Here is a 21,118-nt window from a genome sequence, read left to right as displayed (position 1 = left end):
GTGCGCCATCAGGACTCGCCCGTGAACCCGATCTGCTTGACCAGCGAACTCCAGCGCTCGAACTCGGCCTGCTGGTCGGCGGCCATCTCCTGCTGCGTGCTGCCGCGCGCCAGCAGGCCCAGGGCCGCCAGCCCGTCGATCACGGCCTTGTCCTTGAGCGCGGCGGTGATGGCCGCGTTGGCGTTGGCAATGGTGGCGGCCGGGGTCTTGGCGGGCGCGTAGAACCCGAACCATTCCTCCACCGTGACATCGGGAAAGCCCAGCTCGGTGAAGGTGGGCACCTCGGGCAGGAAGGGCGAGCGCTGCCTGCCCGAGGTGGCCAGCACGCGCAGGCGGCCAGCCTTCAGGTACTGCAGGTAGTCGCCGCTGGGGTTCATGGTGGCCGCGATCTGGCCGCCCACCAGGTCGGTGATGCTCGGCACGGTGCCGCGATAGGGCGCGTGCTTGAGCTCCACGCCCGAGCGCAGGCCCAGCAGCGCGCCCAGCAGGTGCGGCATGGAGCCCGCGCCCGGCGAGCCGAAGCTGGCGCGGTCGGGGTTGGCCTTGGCCCAGGCCAGGAAGTCCTTGAGCGTCTTGACCTCGGCCGGCACGGCGGGGCCCACGGCCAGGCCGTGGTAGATCACGGCGCCAATCGATACAGGCGTTGCGTCTTCGGGCCTGTAGGTCAGCTTGGGGTAGATGTGGGGATAGACCGAGAAGGCCGATACGGGGGCCAGTGCCAGCACGGAACCGTTGGGCGGGGAGTTCTTCAAGGCCTCCACCGCGATGCGGCCTCCGGCGCCGGGCTTGTTCTCCACAAAGCCCGGGCCCTTGCTGTAGGGCGTGCCGCCCAGCCGCTCGGCCACGCGGCGGGCCACGCTGTCGCCCGAGCTGCCGGCCGGAAAGCCGTACATGATCTTGACCTGGTCCAGTGCCTGGGCCAGGGCTTGCAGCGGTGACAGCGAGCCCAGGGCGGCGGCGCTGCCCAGGGCCTGGACGAAATGACGGCGATGCATCTGCATGGGATGTCTCCTGGTGAATATGGGAAAGGCAGGCGGATGGAAGCGGCTCAGAACATGTGGCGGATGCCCACGTTGATGCCGGTCTGCGAGCGTCCCGGCGCGGTGTTGCTGCCCGGCGCGCCGCCGCTGACCGAGACGGTCGCCAGGCGGTCGTTGCGGATGTGGCCGAGCTGCGTGTAGACGGCCGTGCGCTTGGACAGGTTGTAGATGGCGCGTGCCACCAGCAGGTCGGAGTCGTAGCCCGAGACGCCGCGGTAGCGCAGCGTGAGCCACTGGGTTTCGAGCACCAGGGCCTCGGTGACCGGGTAGGAGGCGCCCACGTACCACAGGTTGCTGCGTGGCTTGACGGCGTCGCCGTCGTTGTCGCGGCGCAGCAGGCCGCCCCCGATCTTCACGCCGGCCAGCTTGAAGTAGCCGCCCAGGTGCAGGCGCTCGTCATGCTTGGCGCTGGAGTTCATGCCGCCGAACACCGGGTCGGTGGACGAGGCCGGCGTGCGGCCGTTTTGCTGCTCGTAGCCCAGCGCCACGCCCCAGGCCGGTGTGTCGTACTTGGCGTACAGCGACCATTGGCGGCAGGCCTGCGTGTCCGATCCGCTCTCGCCCGGGCAGTTGGTGCCTGCCGGGCTGGGGCCGGCATTGACGGTGTCACGCCCGAAGCTGTAGCCCGCGCCCAGTGCCAGCCCGCCGAAGTTGCCGCGCCAGGTCAGCATGTTGTCGGCGCGCGAGTTGGGAATGTAGGCGTCCAGCGAGCCCATGGCGAAGACGGCCGGGCCGATGATGTCCGAGTCCAGCAGCGACCAGAACAGCATGGAGTTCTGGCGGCCCATGGTCAGGCTGCCCCAGTTGCCGCCCAGGCCCACCCAGCTTTGGCGGCCAAAGCCGCGCCCGCCCTGGTTGAAGGTGCCCTGGTCGGGCGCAAAGCCCGACTCCAGCGTGTAGATGGCCTTGAGGCCGCCGCCCAGGTCCTCGCTGCCGCGCAGGCCCCAGCGCGAGGGCACCATGCTGGTGGTCGATGGCATGCGGCTGAGACCGCCGCCCGCCGCCACATTGTTCAGGTGCTCCACGCCCACATCGACGATGCCGTAGAGCGTGACGCTGGAGGTGCCTTGCGCGAAGGCGCCGAAGCTGGCGCCGGAGCCGGCCAGGGCCAGCACGGCGGTGGCCGCCAGGGTCCGCGGGGATGGGGTGGTTTTCATGGTGATGTCTCCTCTGGTTTGAAAAATCGTTGCCGTCTTGGCGTGGGTGTCCGCGCGCCTTTTCTCAGGCGCAGCGGGGCCCGGCCCCGCCGGGGGCGGGACTGCGGACAAGGGGTGGATGGGGGCGGAGGGGGCGTGCCGTTCAGGTGACCTTTCAGGTGACCGTTCAGGCGCCGCCCGCCTTCAGTGCATGGTCAGCGGCAACTGAAGCTGGCAGCGCTTTCCATGTCGCCGCTGCCGTTGTAGCGGGCGGCCAGCGGATGGGGGCACAGCGGCCGGGTGCGCGTGGGCGACCAGTTGGCGGGCAGGTCGGCGTTGGCGCCGCCCGCGTTGCCCGCGCCGCGCGCACTGGCGATCACGCGGTCCGGCGCCTGGCCTTTCTCCACCCAGGCCACGAGGGAGCTGAGCATGTCGAACTGATCGGTGGCCGGGCCGCCGCTGCAGTGGTTCATGCCGGGCACCAGGTACAGGCGGGCGAAGTCGGCGGCGTCGCCATGGTTGCGGCGCAGCGTGTCGTACCACTGCACGGTGTCATCGCTGGAGAAGATGGGGTCGGCCGTGCCGTGGTAGACCATGAGCTTGGCGCCCCGGTTGCGCAGCACGGGCAGCTTGCCGTAGTCGGGCGGCATCATCAGCGACAGGCCGCTTTCCGTGAAGGTGCCGTTGGTCGCCTGCACCTTGGCCAGCATGCTGTCCACGCTGCCGTTGAGGGCGAACTGCGCGTCGTTGAAGCTGGCGGCGCTTTCCGGCGGCGTCTGCCAGATGAAGGCCACGGCACCGGAGTCGCGGCTGATGGGGTTGGAGAATTTCCAGCCGGCCCAGCCGGCCGTATCCAGGCCCGCGTCATACGGGAAGCTGTTGTAGATGCGGCTGCCGCCGCTGGTGGTGGCGCCTTTGAACAGGCCGGCAATGGTGCTCTTTTGCTCGGCGCTGAGGCAGCTGCCGTCGCGCGCACCGCCGCAGGTGGGCACATCGCGCGACAGGTCGAAGCTCGCCTGGCAGGCTGCGCCGGCCTGCACCATGCCGTCGGTGGCCCCGTCCAGCGCATCGCACCGGGCCAGCACGGCCTGGCTGACCAGGCGGCGCTCGGCCTGGGTGAAGCCCGTGCCCAGGTCCGAGGCCGTGGTGGCCAGCTTCGCATAGCCCTGGGCGCCGGCAATGTTGGCAATGGCCGCCAGCGGCAGGCGCGTGCCGGGGTTGCCGGCGATGATGCCGTCGTACTGGTCGGCATAGCGCGAGGCCGCCACCATGGCGTGGCGCCCGCCGTTGGAGCAGCCGCCCAGGTAGGAGCGGTCAGGCCCCTTGCCATAGGCCGTCTGCAGCGCGCTGCGCGCCATGGGCGTGAGCTTGCCCACGGCCTGGTAGCCATAGTCCAGCCGCGCCTGCGGGTCCAGGCCGAAGAAGGGACCCAGGCTGCCTGCATGCCCCGCATCGGAGCTGAGCACGGCAAAGCCCATCTGCAGCGCGTTGCCCAGCGGCCCGCCGCCCAGCGCGCCCACGGCCGTGCTCACGACGCCGTCCAGCCCGCCGTTGGCCTGGTAGAAGAAGCGCCCGTTCCAGTCGCGCGGCAGGCGCATCTCGAAGCCCACGGCGTAGTTCTGGCCATCCACGGTGCTGACGCGCTCGTGCATTCGGCCGGTCACGCGGCAGTGCTCGGCAATGGGCTTGCCCGCCACCGCCAGCGTGCCGGCGGCCACGGTCTCGGCGGCGGTGATGCGGGTGTTGGGGAAGGATATTTTCGCGGCCAGGTCCGTGCACGACAGCAGCGTGGCGGGGCGGGCCTCGGCCAGCTGCGCGATGCCGTCGCTCGAGCCGCCGCAGGCCGACAGCAGCAGGGCGGGCAGGGCGGCGGCCAGCGCGGCCGGCAAGGCGCGGGAACGGGTCTTGTGGATCTTTCTGTCCATGTCTGTCTCCTCGGAAGGTGGTGTGAAGCCTCAGCGCGAATCCGTTGCGTGGCAGCCGTTGCCTGCATCTGCATCGCTTTCTGATGGCCGCGATTTTGGTTATATTTAATAACCAATTCAAGCGGCCTTTGCGAATTTCTTACTGGGACTTCCCCTTGATTGCGGGGCAGGCAGCAGGCCGCACAGGAGACAGACATGGACCACGAAAAACTCATTGCCATCGACATCCACACGCACGCCGAGGTGAGCTGCTGGAACCCGTTCGACAACTACGGCGAGGAGTACGACCGCGCCGCCGACAAGTACTTCGGCAACGGCCGGCGCCCGACCATCGCCGAGACCGTGGCCTATTACCGCGAGCGCAACCTGGGCCTGGTGATGTTCACGGTGGACAGCGAGTCGCAGCTGGGCCGGCGCCGCATTCCCAACGAGGAGATCGCCGAGGCTGCGCGGGCCAACAGCGACATGATGGTGGCCTTCGCCAGCATCGATCCGCACAAGGGCCGCATGGGTGCGCGCGAGGCGCGGCGGCTGATCGAGGAAGAGGGTGTCAGGGGCTTCAAGTTCCACCCCACGGTGCAGGGCTTCCATCCCTACGACCGCATGGCCTGGCCGATCTACGAGGTGGTGGCCGAGTACCAACTGCCGGCCATCTTCCACACGGGCCACAGCGGCATTGGCAGCGGCATGCGCTGCGGTGGCGGGCTGCGCCTGGCCTACAGCAACCCCATGCACCTGGATGATGTGGCCATCGACTTTCCCGACATGCAGATCGTGATGGCCCACCCCAGCTTTCCCTGGCAGGACGAGGCCCTGTCCGTGGCCCTGCACAAGCCCAATGTCTGGATCGATCTGTCGGGCTGGAGCCCCAAGTACTTTCCCCGGCAGCTGGTGCAGTACGCCAACACCCTGCTCAGGGACCGCGTGCTGTTCGGCAGCGACTATCCCCTGATCACGCCCGAGCGCTGGATGAAGGATTTCCAGGAAGCCGGCTTCAAGCCCGAGGTGATGCCCGGCATCCTCAAGGGCAATGCGGTGCGGCTGCTGGGCTTGGACCGGCCCGCCGCGCAGAAGGCGGACTGAGCGCGCTCAGTTGTAGATCTTCTGCAGCAGCTGGATCAGCGTTTTGCGCTCGGCATCGGTCAGGCGGTAGGTGGCATCCATCTCCAGCTGGGCCGCCGTTCGTTCGGCCTGGGCCGTGAGTTCGGCGCCGGCCGGCGTCAGGTGCACGCCCACGGCGCGGCGGTCTGTGGGATGGGGGCGGCGCTCGATGAGCTTGCGCCGCTCCAGCGCGGCGATCAGGCCCACCAGGTTGGGCGGCATCACGTCCAGCGCCGTGCACAGCTGGCGCGAGGTGATGCCGGGGTTGTGGGACACCAGGGACAGCACGGAGAACTCCACCATCTTGAGATCGTGGGTGGCCATGCGCTCCACGAACACCTCGATGATGGACATCGAGGCACGCCGGGCGTTGTAGCCGACCAGGGTGTGCAGGAAAGAGGCGTCGATGGACGGCCCCGGCGCTGTGGTGCCGGACGGGGCCGTGTTCTCTTCGGACGGAGCGGGCTTGGATGTGCGGGCGCGGGGCATGGGGTCAAGGAACTGAAAATCGAATCATAGTGTGGCGCGGCTGCCATGTCCCGATGCCGGCGCAGCGGACGTGCCGTGGTCCTAGAAGTCGAAAAGATCGGAGAGAAAGCCTTCGCGCTTCTTGCGGCGGTATCCATCGTGGCTGGAGTGCTCGCGCCGGTCATGGGATCCGTCAGGGCCCGCGCGCCGTTCATGCGGGCGCTCATAGGCTGTGGGCGCCGTGGGCGCCTGGGCGGCGGAGCGCTCGATGAGCTTGTCCAGCTCTCCGCGGTCCAGCCAGACTCCGCGGCACTGGGGGCAGTAATCGATCTCTATGTTCTGGCGCTCGGAGATGATGAGCGTGGCATCTCGGCAGGCGGGACATTGCATGACGGTTTCACCTTTGCCTGGGCAGGCAGTGGCTCCATCGGCAACGATGGAGTGTGGGCCGGGCTGTTATGCGTTGAGGTCTCCAGCGAAGGCCGTTCGACAACGGAGACCATGGATAGTTCCGCCGCTCGAAGCGCCATCACCATCTCGTGCCAGGCCATGCCGCCGTGATTCCATGCCCGGGTGTTGACTATGAATGAACGTTCGTTCATTATCTGTGTCATGAAAAAGAAGGAAGACATCAGCGAGCGCCGGGCCCTCATCGTGGAGGCGGCCCTGCAGTGTTTCGTGGAGCGCGGCTTTCACTGCACCAGCATGCGCGACATCGCGCAGGCTGCCTCGGTGAGCCTGGGCAATCTGTACAACCACTTCGACAGCAAGCAGGCCTTGATTGCCGAGGTCGCCACGCAGGAGCAGACTGAGCTGCTGCCCTTGCTTCAGGCGCTGGAGCGGGCCGCAGCCCCTTCGCTGCCGGTGGTGGCGCAATTCCTGGCCGCCTACCAGGCGCTGTGCCGTCAGCGGGAATGGGCCGTGCTCAGCGCCGAGTGCCTGTCCGAGATCGCGCGTTCGCCGGGCCTGGCGCCCGCCTTCGAGGCCAACCGCAGGCGCATGCTCGACGGCCTGGCAGGCTTCATGGAGCGCGGGGCGCAGCAGGGCCTCTTGCGGCCCGCCGTGCCCGTGCGCCTGGCCGCGCAACTGCTGCTGGATGTGGTGGAAAGCGATGCGCTGCGCTTTGCGCTGGCGGTGACGCCGCAAGAAGACGCGGGGGCGGATGAAGGGGTCGATGTGCTGCATCCCGCCTTGCTGGCCTGCCTTCTTGGAGGCGAGGCACGGGTGGACGCGACATGAGGCATGCCACCGGCAGGGGCGCCCGCCTGGCGGGGCTGGATCTGGCGCGCTACCTCGCGCTGGCAGGCATGGTGTTCGTCAACTTCAAGCAGGCCATGCATCCCGCGCTGCAGGAGCCTGGCTGGCTGCTGTCGTTCTTCCATTTCCTGGAGGGCAAGGCCTCGGCCACCTTCGTGGTGCTGGCAGGCCTGGGCCTGGTGCTGGCCACGCGCTCGCTGGAGCCGGCCACGGCGCGCCTCTGGACGCTGCGCCGCGCGCTGTTCCTGCTGGTGGCCGGTGGCATGAACCTGGTGATCTTTCCGGCCGACATCATTCACTACTACGCGGTCTACTTCGTGCTGGCCATCGCCTGGCTGCAGGCCGGCGCAAGGGCGCTGCTGGCCGGCATGGCGGCCGTGGCCGTGCTCTCCGCCTGGGCCTTGCTGCAGCTGGACTACAGCCAGGGCTGGGACTGGGCCAGCCTGTCCTACCAGGGCCTGTGGGAGCCGGCCGGCTTTGCGCGCAACCTGCTGTTCAACGGCTTCCATCCGGTGCTGCCCTGGTTTGCGTTCTTCCTGTGCGGCATGCTGCTGGCGCGCCTGCCGCTGGCCGAGCCGCGCGTGCAATGGGGTCTGGTGGCTGCGGGTGGCGTGATGGTGGGATTGGCCTGCGCCGTCCCGGCGCTTGCGGCCCGCAGCGCTTGGGCTCCCTGGCTGGCCACCGGCCCCATGCCGCCCGGCCCGGCCTACCTGCTGATGGGCCTGGGCTGCGCCAGCATTGCCATAGGCGCCTGCCTGCGGCTGGCCGACCGCTGGCCCGGTGGACCGTGGCGCGGCCTGCTGCCGGCCGGGCGCATGACGCTGACCCTGTACCTGGCCCACATCCTCATCGGCATGGGCCTGCTGGAGGCCATGGGCGCGCTGGACGGATCACGCAGCCTGCGCGAAGTGGCCGTGGCCGCCGCGCTGTACGTGATCATCGCCAGCCTGGCCGCCTGGGCCTGGAGCAAGAAGGTGGCGCAGGGGCCCGTGGAATGGGTGATGCGGCGGCTGACGGCACTGGGCTGACGCAGTCTTGCAGGGCGATGGCCCCGGGCCTGCGGCGTTGGCGACCCTGCTGTAAGATAGCCCTCCGCTCCGGGGTGCACGCCAGTGCTGAGATCCACACCCGAGAACTTGAACCGGGTCATTCCGGCGGAAGAAGAGCCTGCACCCCTGCGTGGCCGCCCATGCGCCACGGCCGGGGGAGCCTTCGGAGCATCACGTCCCAGCTCTCGAAGGAATTCCATGGACAAGGCCCGGCCCCAGGCGGCTTCTCTGGTCGCAGACCTGCTTGCATTCATCGCCATGGACGGCTGCACCGACGAGCAGTTCGATGCACTGGCCCTGCGGCTGTTCGCCTACCAATACGAATCGAATGCGCCGTTTCGCAGCTTCTGCCAGCGGCGCGGCGCCACGCTGCGCAATGTGAAGACCTGGAGCGACATTCCCGCCGTGCCCATCGATGCGTTCAAGGCCATGGAGCTGCGCAGCGAGCCGGCCTCGCCCGCGGAGCGCGTGTTCATGACCAGCGGCACCACGGGCGAGGCCAAGGGACTGTCCGCGCGCGGGCGCCACTTCCATCCAGCGCTCGATGTCTACGATGCGTCGATGACGCGCAACTTCGCGCAGCGCTTCATGGCCGGGCACGAGCGCCTGCCCATGGGCATCCTCTTTCCCGACGAGCAGGCCATGCCCAACTCTTCGCTGGCCCACTACCTGGCGCTGGCCAAGACGGAATTCGGCACTCCCGACAGCCGCTACTTCCTCACCCCCGACGGCCTGGACATGCCCGGCCTGTGCGCCGTGCTGGAGGAATCCGAGCGCAGCGGCCGCCCCTATGCGCTGCTGGGCGCCAGCTTCAGCCTGGTGCATGTGATGGACGCGCTGCGCGAGCAGGGCCGCAGCTTTTGCCTGCCGCCGGGCAGCCGCATCCTGGACACGGGCGGCTACAAGGGCCAGTCGCGCGAGCTGCCGCTGGAGGACTTCTACGCCGACCTGTCCCGGCTGCTGGGCGTGCCGCGCAGCCACTGCATCAACATGTACGGCATGACCGAGTTGAGCACGCAGTTCTATGACGACGGCAATGCCACGCTGCCCTCGGTCAAGTCGGGGCCGCACTGGATACGCTCGCGCCTGGTCGAGCCCGTCACCGGCCGCAGCGTGGCGCCCGGCGAGCGCGGCATTCTCGTGCACTGCGACCTGGCCAACTACAACGCGGTCACCACCATCCTCACCGAGGACGTGGGCCTGTGGGCCGGCCATGGCGAGAACAGCGGTTTCCTGTTGCTGGGGCGTGCCGAGGGCGCAGCGGCCAAGGGCTGCTCGCTGGCGGTCGATGAATTCGTGAAGGCCGCTGCTGCATGAACATCGAGCGGATCACGGCCGGCTACCTGCCCGAACTGCCTGGTTTGCGCGAGGACGAGGTGCAGTGGCATGTGCTGCCCTTCGAACGCGGCGGCGTGCGGCTGGAAGTCTCCGTGCCCCTGCTGACCGGCCCGCAGATGCATGCGCTGGCAGCCCATGTGCGCCGAGCCGCAGACCGCCACCTCAGGGCCATGCCCGTGGCCGAGATCATCGACGCCATCGACCGCGCCATCGCCCGCCTGCTGGACCGCAGCGATCCCTATCGGCGCCAGGCCGAGGCCTGGCTGCCCGTGGTCAGCGGCTATGACGCCGACATGGTGCGCCTGGGGCTGACGGGCTTCTTCAAGACCTTCCGCGCCGCGCAGCTGCGGCGCTTCGTGGCGGAGGACTTTGCCAACCCGGCCGTGCTCGACGGCTTCCAGCCCGCGCCCAAGGGCGGCGCGGTGCGCGCCTTCGGGCCCGACCTGCTGATGCACAGCTGGGCCGGCAATGTGCCTGCGCTGTCCCTGTGGAGCCTGGTCTGCGGCCTGCTGGTCAAGGCGCCCGCCATTGGCAAGCTGGCCAGCGCCGAGCCGCTGTTCGCGGGCTGGTTCGCACGGCTGCTGGCCGAGGTGCATCCGCCGCTGGCCGATTGCCTGGCCGTGGTGTGGTGGAGCGGCGCGGGTGGTGTGGATGGGGCGGATGGCGCCGATGGCGTGGATGGCGGTGGAGCCGCCGCGCTCCATGCCGAGGCCGACACCGTGCTCGCCTACGGCGGCAACCAGACGCTGCAGGCGCTGCGCCAGCGCCTGCCCGTGACCACGCGCTTTCTGCCGCACGGCCACAAGCTGGGCTTCGGCATGGTGGGCGCCCATGCGCTGGACACGCTCAAGGCGCCCGCCGTGGCGCGGCTGGCGGCCTGGGACGTGATGCGCTATGACCAGCAGGGCTGCTACTCGCCCCATGTCTTCTACGTGGAGCGCGGCGCCCCAGTCTCTGCGCGTGCCTTTGCCGACTACCTGGCGGCCGAACTGGCCAACCTGCAGCGGCGCTTTGCGCGCCGGCCGTTGGAGCTGGAGGAGGGCGCCGCCGTGGCCCGCTGGCAGCAGGCCGTGGAATGGTCGGGTGACGAACAGCAACTGCTGGGTCCGGTGGACGCGCCCTGGAGCGTGGCGTACAGCGACAGCCTGCAGCCGCTGGCGCCCACGGCCCTGTACCGCACGATTGCCGTGGTGGGCGTGGACCGCCTGGATGACGCCGTGCCCGTGGTGGCCGCGCAGCGCGACTACCTGCAGACGGCCGGCATTGCCGCCTCGCCCGAGCAGCTGTACCGGCTGGCGGGCCTGCTGGGCGCGGCCGGCGTCACGCGCATCAGTGCCATCGGCTCCATGAGCATGCCCGAGGCCGGCTGGCACCATGACGGCCGCTTCAACCTGCTGGACCTGGTGCGCATGACCGAGATAGAGCAATCTGCCGAGGCGGCGGCGCAGCCGTTTGCGCCGTATGCGGACTGACATGGCGAACCTGCAAGAGGGGACGGACGGGGCTGCAACCATGGCGTTTCTCGATGTCGAGCAAGTGGTCTTCACCTACCCGGGCCGCCCGCCCGTGGTGGACGGCGTGGACTGGCGCGTGCAGGCCGGTGAGGTCCACTGCCTGCTGGGCCGCAGCGGCTGCGGCAAGACCACCTTGCTCAAGCTGGCGGCGGGGCTGCTCAGGCCGCAGTCGGGCCGCATCCTGCTGCGTGGCGCCGAGCTGGCCGAGCCCGGCCCGCAGCTGGGCTTCATGTTCCAGGCGCCCACGCTGCTGGAGTGGCATACGGCGCTGGGCAATGTGCTGCTGCCCGTGTCGCTGCAAAGGCGGCCCGCGCCGCAGGACGAACAACGCGCCCTGGCGCTGCTGCAGCAGCTGGGCCTGGCCAGCCATGCGCAGCGCCATCCGCGCCATCTCTCGGGCGGGCAGCAAAGCCGCGTGGCGCTGGCGCGGGCGCTGGTCCTCGATCCGCCGCTGCTGCTGCTGGACGAGCCCTTTGCCGCGCTGGACGCCATCACGCGCGCCGAGCTGCAGGACGACCTGCTGCGCACCTGCCGCGAGCGCGGCACCACGGTGCTCTTCGTCACCCACGACATCAACGAGGCCGTCTACCTGGGCGACCGCATCGCCCTCATGCACGGCGGGCGCATCGTGGCCGATATGGCAGTCGATCTGCCCGCGCCGCGCACCCAGGCCATGCGCCACGGGCCGGCGTTCAACGAACACTGCGCCCGCGTGCGCGCAGCCCTGGACAGGACGGCGGCATGACGGTGTCCTTGTTCCATGCCCGCCTGCTGGCCGCCGCGCTGGCGCTGGTCCTGCTGGGCCTGTGGGAGCTGCTGGTGCGGCAATGGGGCCTGTCCGCCCTGGTGCTGCCGGCGCCCTCGGCCATTGCGGCATCGCTGTGGACGGGGCTGGCCACGGGCTATTTCTGGCCGCACATCCGGGCGACGCTCCAGGCCCTGCTGCTGGGGCTGGCGGCCGGCAGCGCGATCGGCCTGCTGGCGGGCATGGCCCTGGCTGAATCCGAGCTGCTGGAGCGTGTGCTCAAGCCCTATGTGGTGGTCAGCCAGGTCGTTCCCAAGCTGGCGCTGGCGCCGCTGTTCGTGCTGTGGTTCGGCTTCGGCATGCTGCCCACGGTGCTGATCACGGCGCTGATCTGCTTTTTCCCGCTGATGGAAAACACCTTGACCGGCCTGCGCCAGGTCGATGCCCAGCGGCTGCAGCTGTTTCGCATGCTGGGCGCCACGCGGCTGCAGACGCTGCTGCGCCTGAAGCTGCCCACGGGCCTGCCCGCCATTCTTGCGGGCCTGCGCGTGGCCGTGGTGCTGGCCCTGGTCGGCGCCGTGGTGGCCGAATTCATGGGCGCCAGCCGGGGCCTGGGCGCCGTGGTCATTGCCGCCCAGGGAATGATGGACACCACCCTCATGTTCGCCGCCCTGGTGCTGATCGCCGCCATGGGCCTGCTGCTGTACCAGGCCTGCCTGGTGCTGGAGCGCCGGCTGCTGCGCTCGCGCGCCGCCTGACCATCCTGAACACTTCCGAAACCTTTTCCCCAAGCGCCATGCACACACAGCAATCCCCCTTCCTCACCCGCCGCAGCCTGCTGGGCGCCACCGCTGGCCTGGCAGGCTTGGCAGGCCTGACTCTGGCCGGCACCTTGGCAGCGGCCGCGCCCGCCCAGGGCAAGATCCGCCTGGCGGGCTGGAGCAAGCCCATCAGCGAGATCACCAACATCCTGGCCGAGCCCGACAAGGGCTTCTTCAAGGCCCAGGGCGTGGAGCTGGCCTACCTGCCCGGCGCGGGCGGCGGCGACGCCATCCGCAACATGCTCAGCGGCCAGGCCGATGTGGCCTTCACCGACCCCGGCTCCTTCTTCATGGCGCTGGACAAGGGCGAGAAGCTGGTCGCCATCTACGACATCTACCCGCAGAACGTGTTCAACGTGGTCTCGCTCAAGTCGGCCGGCATCCGCAAGCCGGCGGACCTCAAGGGCAAGAAGATCGGCGTCTACAGCCTGTCCAGCGGCACGCGCCAGAACCTGCTGGTGATGCTGCACCAGGCCGGCCTCAAGGAGTCGGACGTGACCATCGTCGTCACCGGCCTGCTCAACTTCGCGCCGCTGATGCAGGGCCAGGTCGATGCCACGGCCGCCACCGACACCGGCCTGGCCGTGGGCCTGCGCAAAGGCATTGGCGAGGTCGATGTGATGCAGGTGCGCGACCACCTGAACATCTCCAGCGACATGTTCGTGGTGCGCGAGGACACGCTGCGCGACAAGAAGGACCTGCTGCGCGCCTTCCTCAAGGGCTACCGCGACAGCGCCGCCTGGATGATGGCCAACCCCGATGAGGCCGCCACGCTGGCCGGCAAGCACGCCATCGACGGCACCCAGCGCGATATCAACCTGGACGTGATCCGCCTGCGCAATGCGTCTTCGCAGCCGCTGCAGGCCGGCAAGCCGCTGGGCAGCTTCGACCTGGCCGCCCTGCAAAAGGGCGCCGACGCCTACCGCGCGCTGGGCATGGTGCAAAGGCAGATCAAGGTGTCCGACGTGGTGGACACCAGCCTGCTGCCCGGGGCCTGAGATGGCACAGCCGTCTTCCCTGGGCCTGCAAGGCAAGGTGGTACTGGTCACCGGCGCCGGCCGCGGCATAGGCGCGGCCATTGCCACCGCCTTCGCGCGCGAGGGCGCCCTCGTGGCGGTCAACCACCTGTCCAACGACGCTGCCGCCGCCCGCACCGTGGCGGCCTGCCAGGCTGCGGGCAAGCAGGCCGGAGGCGATGCCTGGGCCATCAAGGCCGATGTAGGCTCGCAGCCTGCCGTCCAGGCCATGGCCGAGGCCATCGCGCGCGAGGCCGGCGCCATCGACATCGTGGTCAACAACGCCTTCAAACCCTACGCCTTCGACCCCGAGCGCCGCCGCCGCTTCGACGACCTGGACTGGAGCGACTACCAGGCCCAGTACGACGGTGCCGTGGGCGCGGCCTTCAACGTCTGCCGCGCCGTGCTGCCGCAGATGCGCCAGCGTGCGCGGGGCAGCATCGTCAACATCGCCAGCAACCTGGTGGAGCACCCCGTCGTGCCCTACCACGACTACACCACGGCCAAGGCCTCGCTGGTGGCCTTCAGCCGCAACCTGGCCAGCGAACTGGGGCCCGTGGGCATACGCGTCAACTGCGTCGCGCCGGGCCTGGTCTATCCCACGCAGGGCACCCAGGACACGCGCGAGTCCTTCCGCGAATCGCTGATGGCCGCCACGCCGCTGCGCCGCCTGGCAAGCCCCGAAGACGTGGCGGGGCCGGTGCTGTTCCTGGCCTCGGAACTGAGCGGCTTCATGACGGGACAGGTACTGTTCGTCGATGGCGGCCTGGTGATGCGCTGAGCCTGTTCTAGAACTGCTCCCACTCATCGGTCTCGGCCATCTCGGCCATTCCGGCCGCCGTGGCGCGGCGGGGTGTTGCTGCCTTGGCGGGCAGCGCCACAGGCGCGCTGGAGGCCGCAGCCGCTGCCGCGCGCAAGGGCTTGGCGGGGCGGGGAACGGCAGGGGCCAGCGCGGGAGACGGCCTGGCGGTCTGTGCACGCGCCGGCACGGCCGCTGCCACCGGCGCGGACACGGCCTGTGCCCGGGCCTCCCTTTCATCCAGGCGGAACACGCTGACCAGCTGCACCAGCTGCGCCGCCTGCTTGTTCAGGCTGTCGGCAGCGGCGGCGGACTCTTCCACCAGGGATGCGTTGTGCTGCGTCACCTGGTCGAGCTGCTGCACGGCGTCGCTGACCTGGGTCACGCCCTGGGACTGCTCCTGCGTGGCGGCACCGATGTCGGAGATCAGTTCGGCCACGCGGTGCGTCTGGGTGACGATGTCGTTCATGGTGCTGCCGGCTTCGGCCACCTGGCGGGAGCCGGCGGCGACCTTGCCCACGCTCTCGCTGATCAGGCCCTTGATCTCCTTGGCCGCATTGGCGCAGCGCTGGGCCAGCGAGCGCACCTCCGAGGCGACCACCGCAAAGCCCTTGCCCTGTTCCCCGGCACGCGCGGCCTCCACGGCGGCGTTGAGCGCGAGGATGTTGGTCTGGAAGGCGATGGCGTCGATCACGCCGATGATTTCCCCGATCTTGCGCGAGCTGTGCGTGATGTCCTCCATGGTGCTGACCACGCCATGCACCACCTCGCCGCCGTGCACGGCCGTGGCGCTGGCCGACTGGGCCAGGCCCGAGGCACTGCGCACCGTGTCCACGTTCTGCTGAATGGTGGCGGTCATCTGCTCCATGGAGGCGGCCGTCTCCTCCAGGTTGGCGGCCTGCTCCTCCGTGCGAGCGCTCAGGTCGGCGTTGCCCGAGGCGATCTGGCTGGCGCCCGTGGCAATCGATTCGCTGCTGTGGCGCACCTGGCTGACGATGCCGGCCAGGCTGGCGCGCATGGCCTCCAGGCTGGCCAGCAGGCTGGTGGTATCGCCCCGGCGCAGCTGCACGTTCACCGCCAGGTTGCCCTTGGCCACTTCCTGCGTGACCTGGGCCGCGTAGGCCGGCTCGCCACCGAGCAGGCCCTTGATGCGGCGGGTGATGGCCCAGGCCACCAGCGCACCCAGCAACAGCGAGGCCAGGGCCAGCGACAGCATCTGCCGGCCGGCGGCCAGCGATTTGCCTTCGGTGGCCTGGGCCGTTTCCGTGGCACGCACCTGCTGGTGGGCCAGCATGTCGTTGATGGCGGCAAAGAACGCGTCCTGCTGCCTGCGGAACTCTCCGCTGCTGCCCAGCATGGCCGAGACGGTGGGCAGGTCATGCCGCATGGCCGCGGCCATGAACTGGTCCAGCAGCGGCAGGTAGGCGGTGCGCGCATTCCTCATGCGGTCGTACAGGGCGATGCCCTGCGGCGTGGTCAGTCCCTCGCGGAACTGCTCCATGAGCTGGCCTATCTTCTGGCGCTGCGTGTCCAGCGTGGCCTTGGCCAGGGCCTTTTCCGCAGGGTCTTCGATCAGCGCCAGACTGCGCACGCCGCGGAAGATGAACTCCACCGAGCTCTTGACCTCCACCAGCCTGAGCAGGCTGGTGATGCGCGTGTCGGCCAGGTAGGAGACATCGTCCGAGGCCTGGATCAGCCGCGCTCGGCCCAGCAGCGCAATCGACAGCGCGATGAGGATGAGAACCGAGAAACCCAGACCCAGCATGGAGCCCGTTTTCATATTCTTCAGATATTTCATGCGTCTTCCTTTGCGTCCTACTTTGCGTGTTGCTTCGGGTGATCGATAGGGCCTGAATACACGCCCGTTATATGCATTCCAGGATTTTTCAAATCACGTCAGCCGGTGGTGCCGAACCCAGGCCGATGGCGGTATCCCATAATGGCCGGAAAAATCCCTGGAAAATGTGGAGAGGGAGGAATATCCAAGCCGGGAGGAAATCTGTCCTATGCTTTGATCCGTGGTCAGCAAGGATTCCGCAGCCAGGTGGATACGGCTTTGTCTTATATATTCACCAATGCTGCATGATCGGCTATGGCGAAATGAAACTTCCAGCGTGCGGCGGCTGACGCGGCAATGGTCGGCAATGGACTGCACCAGCAGTTTCTTGTCCAGGTTGTCTTCTATGTATTGAAGGGCGCGTTTCACATAGGCAGGTTCCAGGTCATGCAACCGCGCCTCGTCCATGGCCGTGAATCGTGATTTCTCCAGATAAGGACTGATGGCCATGCTCTTGAGTCGCATGATGTTCAGCGCCTTCAGCGTGGACAGTGCGCCCGCGAAATCGCCCTGCGTTTCCTGTATGTGGTACTCATAGACCAGCGCATTGCGGTGCAGGCCCTCCAACTGGTAGGTCTGCGCCGTGGACTTGGCCAGTACGGCGGCCTGCAGCGCCTGTCCGTACTGGCGCTTGCTGCAATGCACCAGCGCACTGCTGAGCCAGGCCCAGCCTGCAATGGGCGGGTTCTTGGCCTGGTAGTGGATGCCGATGCGCTCAATGGAGCGGACCACGGCGGCAGCCTCGCGCCGGCCCGACTCCAGCCCCTTGAGCGACAGCCGCAGCAGCTCGCTGTACGGCCAGGCCAGGCCCGCTGGCAGCTGGCGGCCCACATTCCCCAGCAGGTCCTGCAAGGCAACGCTGTCGGGCGCAGCGGCACCCAGCTGGACCAGGCCTGAATCGGGCGGCGGCCCGCACCACAGGTCCTGGTGGTTTTTATAAAGAAAGACCTTCCAGAGGATTTGCGCCCGGGCCCAGGTGATCAGGGCGGGGAGCCAGGGGCTGTCTCCGGGCGCCATTTGCGCAAAATCATGGTCCTTGCCTTCGATCAATTGCAGGGCGGTATCGAGCTCGCCCAGCCGGCCATGCGCCAGCGCCAGCACATAGGTGGCGCGCACCAGGGCCTCGGGCGGCAGCAGCGCGGGATTGGCCATGGCCGCCGTGGCCAGTGAAATGGCATTGCGCTCCTCACCCAGCTGGCAATGGATGAAGGCCGCTGCGATGCGCGACGACACCGCGCGGTCAGGCATGCGGTGCAATTCGAAAATCGCCTGCGCTTCCTGAATATGCCTGAGTACCAATGATGGATATATCGGCGGCTCCGGCCATTTGCAGGCCTGCAGCAATTGCTCGGCCCGGCTGATTTTATTGTTTCCCTGATCAGTACGCTGGTGATGGTCGGATATTATTCTCCACAATCTGGATGCGCTCTCATCTGGGTGGCCGTGGATGTTGTGCGTCAAAAGATGGATTGAGTAAGAATTCTTGCATGAAAAAATCAATGATCCTGCTCGATTGATGCATTTTCATGATGAATGCATCTGTGGGGTGGCGCAGGCCTGTCCCATGGGAAACACTGATTGACTGGAGGAATCTTACAGGCTGAATAAACAATTGTTTACATTTGGAAAAGCTTTCTCTTGTCAGATTGCGCAGGCGTTTGTCTTTTTGCGAAACTTTCTCCGGATCCATTGACTTAATTCGCTGATGCGGCTCGGTTTTTCTGATGGGAACAATCACAAAGGCCCGCGAGAAAATCCCTGAGTTTTCTAGGGTTGTCACAAGTCGAGTGATATGCGGCCCGCATGTGGGCGGGGTGGATCTGGGCCGGTACCTGCCAGGCAAGGGCGGGCGGTCGGACGAGCTGGGCGCATTGGAGGGGTCGTGCGGCCTTCGAGCGGCCCTTGCCAGAGCCGGTGCCCGCTGGCCAATTACCTGCTTTTCAGCTACACCCACAACGGCAGCGAGACCACTTCCGACAGCTTCACCTACCGTGCCAGCGATGGGCAGGCCAATGGAAACATCGCAACCGTCTCCATCACGATCACCCCCGTGAACGATGCACCGGTCGCCGTGGCAGACCACGTGACCGTTGCCGCGGACACGACGGTAAGCATCACTTTTGCCACGCTGCTGGCCAATGATACGGATGCCGAAGGCGACAGCCTGACCATCACCTCGGTTCATTCGCCGCTCAATGGCAGTCTTGCATTGCAGGCGGGCGGGGTGCTGTTCACGCCCGCGGCAGGCTACGAAGGACCGGCCAGCTTTCTCTACGACGTCAGCGATGGGCGCGGCGGCACCAGTATCGGCACGGTCAATCTGTCAGTTGGAGCGGCCAGCGCTTCTTCGGTCGTTGTCCTGAAGTCCCTGCTGGCCATCGCACACGGCACCGGCGGGACCAGCGTCAGGTTTCCGATAACCACGAAGCTGGTGGATGCGGATGGCTCGGAAACCCTGTCGATCAGGATCGCTGGAGTGCCCAACGGCCCGTCCTTCAATGCGGGCACCAACCTGGGAGGCGGTGTCTGGCGATTCACCGAGGCCGACCTGCCCAATCTCACCCTGAATCTGCCAGGCAGCTACACCACGAATGCCACGCATCTCACGGTGCAGGTCACGGCCACGGAGTTGAGCGGAGGCTTTACGGCAGCAACATCCACCGTGGTCACGCTCAAGGCCTCGTACACGACCGTGGATGTCACCACGACAGAGAGCGGCAGCTATTCGGGCAGCTCGGCCAACGAATACATCACGGGCGGCAACGGCGCCAACATCATCAACGCCGGCAACGGAAACAACGTTGTTCATGGCGGCGCTGGCGACGACATTCTGTCTGCAGGCACCGGCTCCGACACGCTGATGGGCGGCAGCGGCAACGATACCCTCAACGCGGGGTCGGGCACGGACCTGTTGGCCGGGGGCTCCGGTGACGACCTGTTGATAGGCGGCGATGCGGGCGAGAACTTTGTGGATGTCTTTGCCTGGTCGCTGGGAGACCAGGGGGCGGCGGGAACACCGGCCTTGGACCGAATCCAGAACTTCGCCACTGCGGCCGCGGGAGCCAACGGCACAGGCGGTGATGTACTGGACCTGCGCGACCTGCTGCAGGGTGAATCCGCAGGCCCCGGCAATGCCGCAGGCAACCTGGCCGATTACCTGCACTTCGCGGTCACTGGCGGCCATACCGTGGTCCATGTCAGCCACACGGGCGGCTTCGGCGCAGACTCGCATGCAGTGGGTGCGGGCTACTCGGCAGCGGCCGAGACGCAGCGGATCATCCTGGAAGGCGTGGACCTGCAGACGCTGTATTCCGGCGCCACCACGGACCAGCAGATCATCACGCAGCTGCTGAACAACAAATTGATGGTGGATTGAGGCTGGGGTTGCCGCCGGAGTGTTGCAAGGCTGGGCGAGGTCTACGACACATCAGTCGTAGCCAGCTTCGCGTTGATGCCTGATGGCCAGAATCACGATTTCTTCACTACTCACGCGGTAGCGGGCGACATAGCCACTGTGGCCGAAATCGATCATCCATTCCCGGAACTCGTTGGGCATTGCATCCACGGGTCGGCCTATGCCCGGTTGGAGTGCCAGAACCTGCATTTCCTGCCGGATGGCCCCGGCCGCGCGTCTCGCGGCGTCTGCATTCTTGCTGGCCAGAAAACGATAAAGGCGCTGCACGTCGCGCAGCGCCTGGGGTGACCAGCTCAGCCGTGGCACTCCGGCGGCTCGATATCGTTGCCCTGTTCCAGCTGTGCAAGCCAGGCGTCGGCTTCGGCGGCCGTCGCATGTTGACCGCTGGCCTGATGCTGCTCCCAGGCTTTCAGCGTGTCGCGGCGAAAGGCGTCGCGTTTTTCCTCGCGCTCCACGTATTGGCTGATGGCATCCTGCATCAATGCATGGGCGGAGCGGTGGCGCACATCGGCCAGATGTTCCATCCTCGCCTTGATGTCATCGTCGATCTCGATCGCTACCGAGTGAGCACTTGCCGTTGCCATGATCAGCCCCCGTCATTTCATCGCGCTGACCTTAGCACAAGGCTGTCGTCAGGGCCTTGGCGCAGCCGCAGCCCCTTTGCCTACATGAAATTGCGCGTATGCAGCGAAGCCAGCCGCTCCGCATGCCCACGCTCGAACCCCAGCCGCAGCAGCTTGGAAAACCGGCCGTCTGCCATGTCGCGCATGAGCTGCTGCACGCGGGCGGCGCCACGGGCCAGGGCCTCGGGGGTGAGGGTGCCGGCCGCGATGAGGATCAGGGCGTCGAAGACTTCCTCGTTCAAGCCCGAGGTGCCGGCCAGGTTGTCGAAGCGCTGCTCCACGGCCTGGGCCAGCTGGTGCTGGAAGCCGGGCTCGTGCTGCAGGCGGTACAGCAGGTGGGACATGCCCAGGGCCACATGGCGCGCCTCGTCGCGCGCGGCCAGGCGGCAGATCTGGCGTGTGAGGGGGTCGGGCGCCTCGGTCTGCAGGAACTGCAGCAGGTGTACGAAGGTGCCTTCGCCCAGCACCGACAGCAGGAAACCCGCCACGGAAAAATCCGTCTCGTCCAGCAGGCTCTTGAGCGAGGCCTGGCCACCCGCCGTGGACAGCGCGGGCTCGCGGCCATGGCGGCGGATGCGGCGCGTGAAGACATCGATGTGCCGCGCCTCGTCGGCCACCTGGATGGCCAGCGCCGCCTGCAGCTCGCGGTAGTGCGGGTGCAGCTGGCCGAGGAAGCGCGCAGGCACCAGCAGGGCCGCGTTCTCGTTCTCCACCATGTAGGTCATGAGCTGGACGATGGCGTCCTCCACGGGCGCGGGCAGCTCGGGTGCGTCGTTCCAGTCGATATCGGTGTCGGCATTCCACTGCGCGGCCACGGCCTGGGCGTAGAGGTCGGAGGCGCTGTCGGTCCAGACCTGCAGCTTGTCGCTGAGCCGGAAATGGAAGGCCGGCGCCCCGGCTTCCACCTGCGCGCCACGCGCGGCCAGGCCCCAGAAAGGCTGGGCCTGCGCGGCCACGGCACCGTCAGCGGCGTGGTCACGCGCTGGCCCGGCGCGGTCGGCGCATCGCCCACGCGGCCCGGGGCGATCTGCATG

General features: G+C 67.7%; 21 protein-coding genes. 10 read left to right on the top strand and 11 right to left on the bottom strand.

Going from position 1 to position 21,118, the window contains the following annotated elements; all coding sequences use genetic code 11:
• Positions 1-8: 8 nt before the first annotated feature.
• The 3 genes from PO605_RS29695 to PO605_RS29685 form a co-directional block, all read right to left on the bottom strand.
• The gene (locus tag PO605_RS29695; protein ID WP_016450573.1) at positions 9-1,001 is read right to left on the bottom strand and encodes a tripartite tricarboxylate transporter substrate-binding protein; all 993 of its coding nucleotides are present in this window, start codon (positions 999-1,001) and stop codon (positions 9-11) included.
• 47 nt (positions 1,002-1,048) lie between these two features.
• Positions 1,049-2,197 carry a porin gene (locus PO605_RS29690; RefSeq protein ID WP_047470479.1) on the bottom strand — a complete coding sequence of 383 codons (1,149 nt, stop codon included), beginning with the start codon at positions 2,195-2,197 and terminating at the stop codon, positions 1,049-1,051.
• Positions 2,198-2,391: 194 nt separating this feature from the next.
• Positions 2,392-4,101 carry a tannase/feruloyl esterase family alpha/beta hydrolase gene (locus tag PO605_RS29685; RefSeq protein WP_016453245.1) on the bottom strand — a complete coding sequence of 570 codons (1,710 nt, stop codon included), beginning with the start codon at positions 4,099-4,101 and terminating at the stop codon, positions 2,392-2,394.
• Positions 4,102-4,296: 195 nt separating this feature from the next.
• On the opposite strand from PO605_RS29685, the gene PO605_RS29680 reads away from it, so the two are divergent.
• Complete coding sequence (locus PO605_RS29680; protein WP_046241907.1) at positions 4,297-5,184, top strand: amidohydrolase family protein; 888 nt, start codon at positions 4,297-4,299, stop codon at positions 5,182-5,184.
• Between the two features lie 6 nt (positions 5,185-5,190).
• Here PO605_RS29680 and PO605_RS29675 read toward each other — a convergent pair whose 3' ends face one another.
• Together PO605_RS29675 and PO605_RS29670 are read right to left on the bottom strand one after the other, a co-directional pair.
• Complete coding sequence (locus PO605_RS29675) at positions 5,191-5,691, bottom strand: MarR family winged helix-turn-helix transcriptional regulator (RefSeq protein ID WP_016453244.1); 501 nt, start codon at positions 5,689-5,691, stop codon at positions 5,191-5,193.
• Positions 5,692-5,772: 81 nt separating this feature from the next.
• A complete protein-coding gene (locus tag PO605_RS29670; protein ID WP_047475317.1) occupies positions 5,773-6,060 on the bottom strand; it encodes a TFIIB-type zinc ribbon-containing protein in 288 nt (95 codons plus the stop codon).
• 222 nt (positions 6,061-6,282) lie between these two features.
• Between PO605_RS29670 and PO605_RS29665 the strand changes: the two genes are divergently transcribed.
• The 8 genes from PO605_RS29665 to PO605_RS29630 all read left to right on the top strand — a co-directional run bounded on the left by PO605_RS29665 (position 6,283) and on the right by PO605_RS29630 (position 14,191).
• Positions 6,283-6,909, top strand: a complete 627-nt coding sequence (locus PO605_RS29665; protein ID WP_272207298.1) for a TetR/AcrR family transcriptional regulator — start codon at positions 6,283-6,285, stop codon at positions 6,907-6,909.
• Entirely contained in the window at positions 6,906-7,955 is a 1,050-nt protein-coding gene (locus tag PO605_RS29660) for a DUF418 domain-containing protein (RefSeq protein WP_061289613.1), read from the top strand. The genes PO605_RS29665 and PO605_RS29660 overlap by 4 nt, the downstream gene beginning before the upstream one ends.
• A gap of 219 nt (positions 7,956-8,174) precedes the next feature.
• Positions 8,175-9,293 carry a LuxE/PaaK family acyltransferase gene (locus tag PO605_RS29655; protein WP_272207297.1) on the top strand — a complete coding sequence of 373 codons (1,119 nt, stop codon included), beginning with the start codon at positions 8,175-8,177 and terminating at the stop codon, positions 9,291-9,293.
• A complete protein-coding gene (locus PO605_RS29650; protein ID WP_272207296.1) occupies positions 9,290-10,786 on the top strand; it encodes an acyl-CoA reductase in 1,497 nt (498 codons plus the stop codon). The genes PO605_RS29655 and PO605_RS29650 overlap by 4 nt, the downstream gene beginning before the upstream one ends.
• Before the next feature lies 1 nt (position 10,787).
• Positions 10,788-11,573, top strand: coding sequence for an ABC transporter ATP-binding protein (locus tag PO605_RS29645; RefSeq protein WP_016450563.1), 786 nt, complete (start codon positions 10,788-10,790; stop codon positions 11,571-11,573).
• Complete coding sequence (locus tag PO605_RS29640) at positions 11,570-12,331, top strand: ABC transporter permease (RefSeq protein WP_012206326.1); 762 nt, start codon at positions 11,570-11,572, stop codon at positions 12,329-12,331. The genes PO605_RS29645 and PO605_RS29640 overlap by 4 nt, the downstream gene beginning before the upstream one ends.
• A gap of 38 nt (positions 12,332-12,369) precedes the next feature.
• Positions 12,370-13,392, top strand: coding sequence for an ABC transporter substrate-binding protein (locus PO605_RS29635; RefSeq protein ID WP_272207295.1), 1,023 nt, complete (start codon positions 12,370-12,372; stop codon positions 13,390-13,392).
• Between the two features lies 1 nt (position 13,393).
• Positions 13,394-14,191, top strand: coding sequence for an SDR family oxidoreductase (locus tag PO605_RS29630; protein ID WP_046239924.1), 798 nt, complete (start codon positions 13,394-13,396; stop codon positions 14,189-14,191).
• A 7-nt stretch (positions 14,192-14,198) separates the two neighbouring features.
• Here the strand turns inward: PO605_RS29630 and PO605_RS29625 are convergent, their stop codons facing one another.
• The 3 genes from PO605_RS29625 to PO605_RS29615 form a co-directional block, all read right to left on the bottom strand.
• Complete coding sequence (locus PO605_RS29625; protein ID WP_272207294.1) at positions 14,199-16,007, bottom strand: methyl-accepting chemotaxis protein; 1,809 nt, start codon at positions 16,005-16,007, stop codon at positions 14,199-14,201.
• A gap of 93 nt (positions 16,008-16,100) precedes the next feature.
• Positions 16,101-17,294 carry a helix-turn-helix domain-containing protein gene (locus tag PO605_RS29620; RefSeq protein ID WP_017406014.1) on the bottom strand — a complete coding sequence of 398 codons (1,194 nt, stop codon included), beginning with the start codon at positions 17,292-17,294 and terminating at the stop codon, positions 16,101-16,103.
• Between the two features lie 181 nt (positions 17,295-17,475).
• Positions 17,476-17,826 (bottom strand): hypothetical protein, encoded by a 351-nt coding sequence (locus PO605_RS29615; RefSeq protein WP_156136111.1) that lies wholly within the window; start codon positions 17,824-17,826, stop codon positions 17,476-17,478.
• Between the two features lie 102 nt (positions 17,827-17,928).
• Here PO605_RS29615 and PO605_RS29610 point away from each other — a divergent pair, with 102 nt between their 5' ends.
• Positions 17,929-19,422 (top strand): Ig-like domain-containing protein, encoded by a 1,494-nt coding sequence (locus tag PO605_RS29610; RefSeq protein WP_269431533.1) that lies wholly within the window; start codon positions 17,929-17,931, stop codon positions 19,420-19,422.
• Positions 19,423-19,473: 51 nt separating this feature from the next.
• Here PO605_RS29610 and PO605_RS29605 read toward each other — a convergent pair whose 3' ends face one another.
• The 3 genes from PO605_RS29605 to PO605_RS29595 form a co-directional block, all read right to left on the bottom strand.
• Entirely contained in the window at positions 19,474-19,767 is a 294-nt protein-coding gene (locus tag PO605_RS29605; protein ID WP_047473674.1) for a type II toxin-antitoxin system RelE/ParE family toxin, read from the bottom strand.
• A complete protein-coding gene (locus tag PO605_RS29600; RefSeq protein ID WP_047473673.1) occupies positions 19,755-20,045 on the bottom strand; it encodes a CopG family ribbon-helix-helix protein in 291 nt (96 codons plus the stop codon). Before PO605_RS29600 ends, PO605_RS29605 begins: the two co-directional genes overlap by 13 nt.
• 80 nt (positions 20,046-20,125) lie before the next feature.
• Positions 20,126-21,118, bottom strand: a 993-nt coding sequence (locus PO605_RS29595; protein ID WP_272207293.1) for a ferritin-like domain-containing protein, incomplete at its 5' end; no start/stop codon positions are given.

This window comes from Delftia sp. DT-2, assembly GCF_028401915.1.
GTDB classification, from domain to species: Bacteria; Pseudomonadota; Gammaproteobacteria; order Burkholderiales; family Burkholderiaceae_C; genus Comamonas; species Comamonas tsuruhatensis.
Note: the sequence above shows the minus strand (reverse complement) of the source record. Positions and strands in the feature narration are given on the sequence as shown.